The organism is Streptomyces fildesensis, from assembly GCF_016107395.1.
Classification (GTDB): Bacteria; Actinomycetota; Actinomycetes; order Streptomycetales; family Streptomycetaceae; genus Actinacidiphila; species Actinacidiphila fildesensis.
In genome coordinates, this window is sequence record NZ_JAAIKO010000199.1 from 1 (window position 1) to 409 (window position 409).

Sequence of the window (409 nt, forward strand, 5' to 3'; positions counted from 1 at the left end):
CTTTATTAGGAGACGCACACCTGACTCCCGACGGACGTATAAGCGTGCATTCAGAAACCCTAGTTGTCCTGCGTTCTCCATCAGGAAGGAGGAAAAACTGCCGCTCGAGGTCTCCGTTTGCCGTCTCTTTTATCCGCAGATTGGTGAAGATTCATGTCTCATACTGATATTCAATCCGAATTGCTCGACTCCATCAATTCGCTGAAAGAAACTGAGGAGTATGTTCATATTCGCGTACAGCAAAGAAATGGTAAGAAATCCTTGACCACTGTCCAAGGATTGAGCGCACAATACTCCATTGCGGACATTATGAAAGATCTGAGGAAACAACTTTGCTGCAACGGCACGGCGGTGGCCCATCCTGAAATGGGAAAAGTTATTCAACTTCAAGGGGATCAGCGCAAGCGCG

The 409-nt window shown here is 47.4% G+C and carries 1 protein-coding gene; it reads left to right on the forward strand.

Translation table 11 applies throughout. From position 1 onward, the window contains the following. Positions 1 to 153 precede the first annotated feature (153 nt). Positions 154 to 409, forward strand: a 256-nt coding sequence (locus C6N31_RS42575; RefSeq protein WP_198359674.1) for an SUI1 family translation initiation factor, incomplete at its 3' end; no start/stop codon positions are given.